The sequence below is a fragment of the Streptomyces sp. NPDC059900 genome, from assembly GCF_050270335.1.
Classification (GTDB): domain Bacteria; phylum Actinomycetota; class Actinomycetes; order Streptomycetales; family Streptomycetaceae; genus Streptomyces.
The window spans coordinates 1-6,330 of record NZ_JBNNJZ010000480.1; the positions used below are offsets into that span (position 1 = coordinate 1).

Below are 6,330 nucleotides of genomic sequence, written 5' to 3' on the forward strand. Positions count from 1 at the left end.
CAGCCGGCCGCCGGCCTGGGCCGTCGCAAGAACGCCATCGCCCGCGTCCGGATCGTTCCGGGCACCGGCAAGTGGAAGGTCAACGGGCGCACGCTCGAGGACTACTTCCCGAACAAGGTCCACCAGCAGGAAGTCAACGAGCCCTTCAAGGTGCTCGAGCTCGACGACCGCTACGACGTCATCGCCCGCATCTCGGGTGGCGGCGTCTCCGGCCAGGCCGGTGCGCTCCGTCTCGGTGTCGCCCGTGCGCTGAACGAGGCCGACGTCGACAACAACCGCGCCGCCCTCAAGAAGGCCGGTTACCTCAAGCGTGACGACCGTGCGGTCGAGCGCAAGAAGGCCGGTCTCAAGAAGGCCCGCAAGGCTCCCCAGTACAGCAAGCGCTAATCTGCCTGCTTGTACTGTTCGTTCGCCCCGGCGGCACGTTGTGTGCTGCCGGGGCGTTCGTCTATCGGAAACCCTGGAGGAGGACAGCAGTGGGACGACTCTTCGGCACGGACGGCGTGCGCGGCGTCGCGAACGCGGATCTGACGGCCGAGCTCGCGCTCGGGCTCTCCGTGGCGGCGGCTCATGTGCTCGGCGAAGCGGGCACGTTCGAGGGCCATCGGCCGGTCGCGGTGGTCGGCAGGGATCCCCGCGCGTCGGGGGAATTCCTGGAGGCCGCGGTGGTCGCAGGTCTCGCGAGCGCGGGCGTGGACGTCCAGCTCGTCGGTGTGCTGCCCACCCCCGCGGTGGCGCATCTCACCGGTGCGCTGGGCGCCGACCTCGGCGTGATGCTCTCCGCGAGCCACAACGCCATGCCGGACAACGGCATCAAGTTCTTCGCGCGCGGCGGCCACAAGCTGGCCGACGAGCTGGAGGACCGCATCGAGTCCGTGTATGAGGAGCACCGCACCGGCGCTCCCTGGCAGCGCCCCACGGGCGCGGGCGTCGGCCGTGTGCGGACGTACGACCAGGGTCTCGACCAGTACGTGGCGCATCTCCTGGGCGTGCTGCCCAACCGCCTCGACGGACTGAAGATCGTCCTCGACGAGGCGCACGGCGCCGCCGCCCGTGTCTCGCCCGAGGCGTTCGCGCGCGCCGGTGCCGAGATCATCACGATCGGCGCGAAGCCGGACGGCCTGAACATCAACGACGGCTGCGGGTCCACGCACCTGGACCTGCTCAAGGCCGCCGTCGTCGAGCACGGCGCCGACTTCGGTGTCGCGCACGACGGCGACGCGGACCGCTGCCTCGCCGTGGACCACACGGGCGCCGAGGTCGACGGCGACCAGATCCTCGCCGTCCTCGCGCTCGCCATGCGCGAGCACGGCACCCTGCGCTCGGACACCGTGGTCGCCACGGTCATGTCGAACCTCGGCTTCAAGCTCGCCATGGAGCGCGAAGGGCTCTCCCTGGTGCAGACCGCCGTCGGCGACCGTTACGTCCTCGAGTCGATGAAGGAGCACGGCTTCGCCCTCGGCGGCGAGCAGTCCGGGCACGTCATCGTCCTGGACCACGCGACCACCGGTGACGGCACGCTGACCGGGCTGCTGCTCGCGGCGCGCGTCGCCGAGACCGGGCGCAGCCTCGCGGAGCTCGCCGGGGTCATGGAGCGGCTTCCGCAGGTCCTCATCAATGTGCCCGACGTCGACAAGTCGCGGGTCACGACCTCCGCCGAGCTGACGGCCGCCGTCGCCGAGGCCGAGCGTGAGCTGGGCGCGACGGGCCGGGTGCTGCTGCGCTCGTCCGGCACGGAGCCGCTGGTGCGCGTCATGGTCGAGGCCGCCGACATCGAGCAGGCCAGGTCCGTGGCGAGCCGCCTCGCCGACGTGGTGAAGTCGGCCCTGGGCTAGGGAAGTTGCCCGCGCCCGGTCAGGCCGGGCGCTTCTTCGCCGTACGTTCGTGCTGTCTGGCCCAGAAGAACTTCTGGGCCAGCAGCGTGAGCGTGCCGGCCAGGATGATGCCCAGCAGGTTGAGCAGGAGCTGCTCGGTGGAGCCCCAGGCCTGCTTGTACTCCGCGTAGCTGAAGGCGACGGCCGCGTTCGCGGCGGCCGGGACCGTCGTCACCGAGATCGCCACGCCCACCAGGGCGCCCGACTTGGCGGACGTGAGCGAGAGCGTGCCCGCCGCGCCCGCGAGGACGGCCACGACGAACGAGAACCAGTCGGGCCGGTAGATGAAGTTCGTGTTCGGGCGATCCGACTTCAGGGCGTCGTCGCTGAACAGGTCCATCGCGTCCATGAAGAAGCTGAAGCCGACGGTGACCACCATCGCCACGGCGAAGCCCGCGAGCAGCGCGATCAGCGAGCGCATGGCCAGTCTCGGGGCGCGCTGGACGAGTGCGGTGCAGAAGCCCGCCAGCGGGCCGAACTCGGGGCCCACCGCCATCGCGCCCACGATCAGGATTGCGTTGTCGAGGACCACGCCGCAGGCCGCGATCATCGTGGCGATCGTGAGGAATGCCAGGTATGTGACCGAGAGCGTCGACTCCTCGTGCGTCACGTCGGAGAGCTGCTCCCACAGGACCGCGTCGGAGCCCTCGCCAGGGGCTTCGTCCTCCGCCCTGTCCGCGCGCGAGGACAGCGACAGGTCGATGTTCTCCAGGGCGATCGAGCCCGTCTCGTCGATGCCGAGCGTCCGCAGCTCCCTGATCAGCGTGTCGCCCGCCTCACGTGCGACGTCGCACGTCACGACGTCGCCCGCGGGGTCGCGGGCGGCGCCCGGCATGACGGCCAGGTGCGTGGCGCCGACCGTTCTCTCGATCAGGCGCACCACGGCGTCCGTCGTGTCGGCCGGGGTGATCAGGCGCAGATGCAGCATGCGCGCAGGCTATCCGGGCGGCGGGCGGCTACAGCTTGCGCAGGCTCAGCTTCCGCACCTTGTGGTCCTCGCCCTTGCGGATGACCAGGGCGGCCCGGCCGCGCGTGGGGGCCACGTTCTCCAGGAGGTTGGGCTTGTTGATCGTGCGCCAGGTCGTACGGGCGTAGTCCAGGGCCTCTTCCTCCGAGACCTGGGTGTATTTGCGGAAGTACGAGGACGGGTCCTGGAAGGCCGTGGCGCGCAGCTTCTTGAAGCGGTTCAGGTACCAGCGCTCGATGTCCTCGGCGCGGGCGTCCACGTACACGCTGAAGTCGAAGTAGTCGGCCAGGCCCACGCGGGTGCGGCCGTCCTTGCCGGGAAGGGCCGGCTGGAGGACGTTGATGCCCTCGACGATGAGGATGTCGGGGCGCCGGACGGTGAGGCGCTGGTCCGGCACGATGTCGTAGATCAGGTGGGAGTAGACGGGCGCCGTCACCTCGTCCTTGCCCGCCTTGATGTCCGCAACGAAGCGGGTCAGGGCCCTTCGGTCGTACGACTCCGGGAAGCCCTTCCTGGACATCAGGCCGCGGGCCTCCAGCTCCCTGGTGGGCAGCAGGAAGCCGTCCGTCGTCACGCGCTCCACGCGCGGGTGCTCGGGCCAGCGGGAGAGCAGGGCCTGGAGGAGGCGGGCGACGGTCGACTTCCCGACGGCCACCGAGCCCGCGACCCCTATGACGAAGGGCGTGCCCGACTGGGAGCCCTTCTCGCCGAGGAAGGTGTTGAGCGCGCCGCGCAGGCCGTCCGTGGCGCCTACGTAGAGGTTCAGGAGGCGGGAGAGCGGCAGATAGATGTCCCGCACCTCGTCCAGGTCGATGACATCACCCAGGCCGCGGAGCTTCTCCAGCTCCTCGGCGGTCAGCGGGAGCGGCGTCTTGTCACGCAGGGCGCTCCACTCGGTGCGGGTGAGGTCGACGTAGGGAGTCGCCTCCGGCCGGTGCCGGTGGGCGCTCCGCGCGGTCGTCGGGGGTACGGAGACCGAAGAGATCACAGTCCATTGTTACGGCTGTTTGAACGGGGCGGGGGGTGGGGTGCGTCACCCCCTGCGGGGCTTGAACCGTTAAGGTGCGGCGCCCTGCGGGGCTTGAGCCGTGGTGGTGCCCGGCCTCGTAGGCTGCTGCCCGTGATTATTGGGGTCGGAATCGACGTGGCCGAGATCGAGCGGTTCGAGGCGGCGCTCGCGCGTACGTCCGGGATGGCGGGGCGGCTCTTCGTGGAGCGTGAGCTGCTGCTTCCGAGCGGGGAGCGGCGGGGGGTCGCCTCGCTCGCGGCCCGGTTCGCGGCCAAGGAAGCGTTGGCCAAGGCTTTGGGGGCGCCTTCGGGGCTGCGGTGGACGGACGCGGAGGTGTTCGTCGAGGAGAGCGGGCAGCCGCGGCTGCGGGTGAAGGGGACGGTGGCCGCGCGGGCCGCCGAGCTGGGGGTGCGGTCGTGGCATGTGTCGCTCAGCCATGACGCGGGGGTGGCTTCCGCCGTGGTGATCGCCGAGGGCTGATGGCCGGGGGCTGATTGCTGCGGGGTGGGCGCCGGGTGACACTCGGGGCATGCGTACTGCGTATTCGGTGGAGACGGTCAGGGCCGCTGAGCGGGAGCTGATGGCCCAGGTGCCGGAAGGTGCCCTGATGCAGCGGGCCTCGGCGGGGCTCGCGGTGGCCTGTGCCGAGGTGCTCGGCAGGGTGTATGGGTCCCGGGTCGTGCTGCTCGTGGGGAGCGGGGACAACGGCGGCGACGCGCTGTACGCCGGGGCCCGGCTCGCCCGGCGCGGGGCGGGGGTTTCCGCGGTGCTGCTCTCGCCCGAACGGGTGCATGCGGGCGGGCTCGCGGCCTTCCGCGCGGCCGGGGGGCGGGTCGTCGCCGGTGAAGGCGCCGAGGGGGTCCTGGGGCGGGCTGACCTGGTGGTGGACGGGATCGTGGGCATCGGCGGCAAGGGCGGGCTGCGGGCCCCGGCTTCCCGACTGGCGGGTCTTGTACGTGAGTCGGGGGCGGCGGTCGTCGCCGTGGACCTGCCGAGCGGTGTCGACGCGGACAGCGGGGAGGTCGCCGGCGAGGCGGTACGGGCGGACGTGACGGTGACGTTCGGGGCGTACAAGCCGGGGCTGTTGGTGGATCCGGGGCGGGAGTACGCGGGGGTCGTGCGGTTCGTCGACATCGGGCTCGGGGTGGTGCTGGGGTCCGGCGGGGGCGGGGGCGGGGGATCTGCCGAGAGGGAGGGCTTTTCGGCGGGGGAGGTCGAAGCGCTTCAGTACGTCGATGTGGCCTCGCTCCTTCCGATGCCGACCGGGGAGAGCGACAAGTACCGGCGGGGCGTCGTGGGGATCGTCGCCGGGTCCGCCCGGTATCCCGGAGCCGCCGTGCTCTGCGTCGCCGGTGCGCTGCGGGGTGGTGCGGGGGCCGTGCGGTACGTGGGGCATGCGGCGGACGCTGTCATCGCGCGGTTCCCGGAGACCCTGGTGTCCGCGGGGCCTCCGTCCAAGGCGGGGCGGGTGCAGGCCTGGGTGGTCGGTCCGGGGCTGGGGGACGACTCCGAGCGGCTTGCGGACGTGATCGGCGCCGATGTGCCCGTGCTGATCGACGCGGACGGGCTGCGGCTCGCCGATGAGGCGGCGGTGCGGGGGCGCGCCGCGCCTACCTTGCTCACGCCTCATGCGGGCGAGGCGGCGGCGCTGCTGGGGGTCGCGCGGGAGGAGGTCGAGCGGGGGCGCCTTGCCGCCGTGCGGGAGTTGGCGGGGCGGTACGGGGCGACCGTGCTGCTCAAGGGGTCCACGACGCTGGTTTCCGCCGCCGGTGGGGGCGGGGTGGTGCGGGTCAATCCGACGGGGACGCCGTGGCTGGCCACCGCGGGGAGCGGTGACGTTCTCTCGGGGCTTGCCGGGGCGTTGCTGGGGGCGGGGCTCGGGGCGTTGGACGCGGGGGCCGTGGGGGCATATCTGCATGGCCTTGCGGGGCGGCTTGCGGCGGATGGGGCGCCGGTGGGGGCGCATGATGTGGCGGAGGCTGTTCCTGCGGCTTGGCGGGATGTTCGGGGGGAGTAGCGGCTGGTCCGGTTTGGGCGGGGGACTGGCGTCCGGCTTCAGCGGGGGAGTGTCGCTTGCCGTGCTCCGGGCGGGGGTGCCGGTGCGTTTTGTTGCCGGGTGCGGGCCGTCGTGCGTGCTGCGGTGTCGGTTCGTGTGTGGGTGCGGGGCCGTGTCGGTATGTCCGTCCTCGCCATCGGGTGGGCGCCGCGTGGTTGCTTCGGGGCCGGAGTGTTGCGAGCCGTGCTCCGGGCGGAAATACCGACACGTCCCCTCGCGAGCGCTTCCGGGTGCGGGCCGTCGTGCGTGCGGTGGCGCTGCTTCGTCGTTGGGTGCGGGGCCGTGTCGGTATGTCCGTCCTCGCCATCGGGTGCTGGCTGCTTTGTTGCTTCGGCTGGGGAGTGGTGCTTGCTGTGCTCCGGGCGGAAATACCGACACGTCCCCTCGCGTCTCGATGCCGGGTGCGGGCGTACGGGGGTTGGGC

At 71.9% G+C, this 6,330-nt stretch carries 6 protein-coding genes; 4 read left to right on the forward strand and 2 right to left on the reverse strand.

All coding sequences use genetic code 11. From position 1 onward, the window contains the following. A partial coding sequence (rpsI, locus tag ACQKIP_RS36730) for a 30S ribosomal protein S9 (protein ID WP_427745133.1) occupies window positions 1–387 on the forward strand: 387 nt, incomplete at its 5' end. Between the two features lie 89 nt (window positions 388–476). Then, on the forward strand, window positions 477–1,835 hold the full coding sequence (glmM, locus tag ACQKIP_RS36735; RefSeq protein WP_365862714.1) for a phosphoglucosamine mutase: 1,359 nt from the start codon (window positions 477–479) through the stop codon (window positions 1,833–1,835). A gap of 19 nt (window positions 1,836–1,854) precedes the next feature. On the opposite strand, the gene ACQKIP_RS36740 is transcribed toward glmM, so the two are convergent. Next, window positions 1,855–2,802 carry a DUF389 domain-containing protein gene (locus tag ACQKIP_RS36740; RefSeq protein WP_365862712.1) on the reverse strand — a complete coding sequence of 316 codons (948 nt, stop codon included), beginning with the start codon at window positions 2,800–2,802 and terminating at the stop codon, window positions 1,855–1,857. Window positions 2,803–2,830: 28 nt separating this feature from the next. Next, window positions 2,831–3,829 carry a type I pantothenate kinase gene (gene coaA, locus ACQKIP_RS36745; protein ID WP_365862710.1) on the reverse strand — a complete coding sequence of 333 codons (999 nt, stop codon included), beginning with the start codon at window positions 3,827–3,829 and terminating at the stop codon, window positions 2,831–2,833. Between the two features lie 132 nt (window positions 3,830–3,961). Here coaA and ACQKIP_RS36750 point away from each other — a divergent pair, with 132 nt between their 5' ends. Together ACQKIP_RS36750 and ACQKIP_RS36755 are read left to right on the forward strand one after the other, a co-directional pair. Continuing rightward, a complete protein-coding gene (locus ACQKIP_RS36750) occupies window positions 3,962–4,330 on the forward strand; it encodes a holo-ACP synthase (protein WP_365862708.1) in 369 nt (122 codons plus the stop codon). Window positions 4,331–4,379: 49 nt separating this feature from the next. Next, a complete protein-coding gene (locus ACQKIP_RS36755; protein WP_365862706.1) occupies window positions 4,380–5,867 on the forward strand; it encodes an NAD(P)H-hydrate dehydratase in 1,488 nt (495 codons plus the stop codon). Window positions 5,868–6,330 lie beyond the last annotated feature (463 nt).

What these genes read in the sequence shown, in the direction of transcription:
- ACQKIP_RS36740 (WP_365862712.1), bottom strand. Translation starts at nt 2,802, where the DNA reads ATGCTGCATCTGCGCCTGATCACCCCGGCCGACACGACGGACGCCGTG.
- ACQKIP_RS36755 (WP_365862706.1), top strand. Translation starts at nt 4,380, where the DNA reads ATGCGTACTGCGTATTCGGTGGAGACGGTCAGGGCCGCTGAGCGGGAG.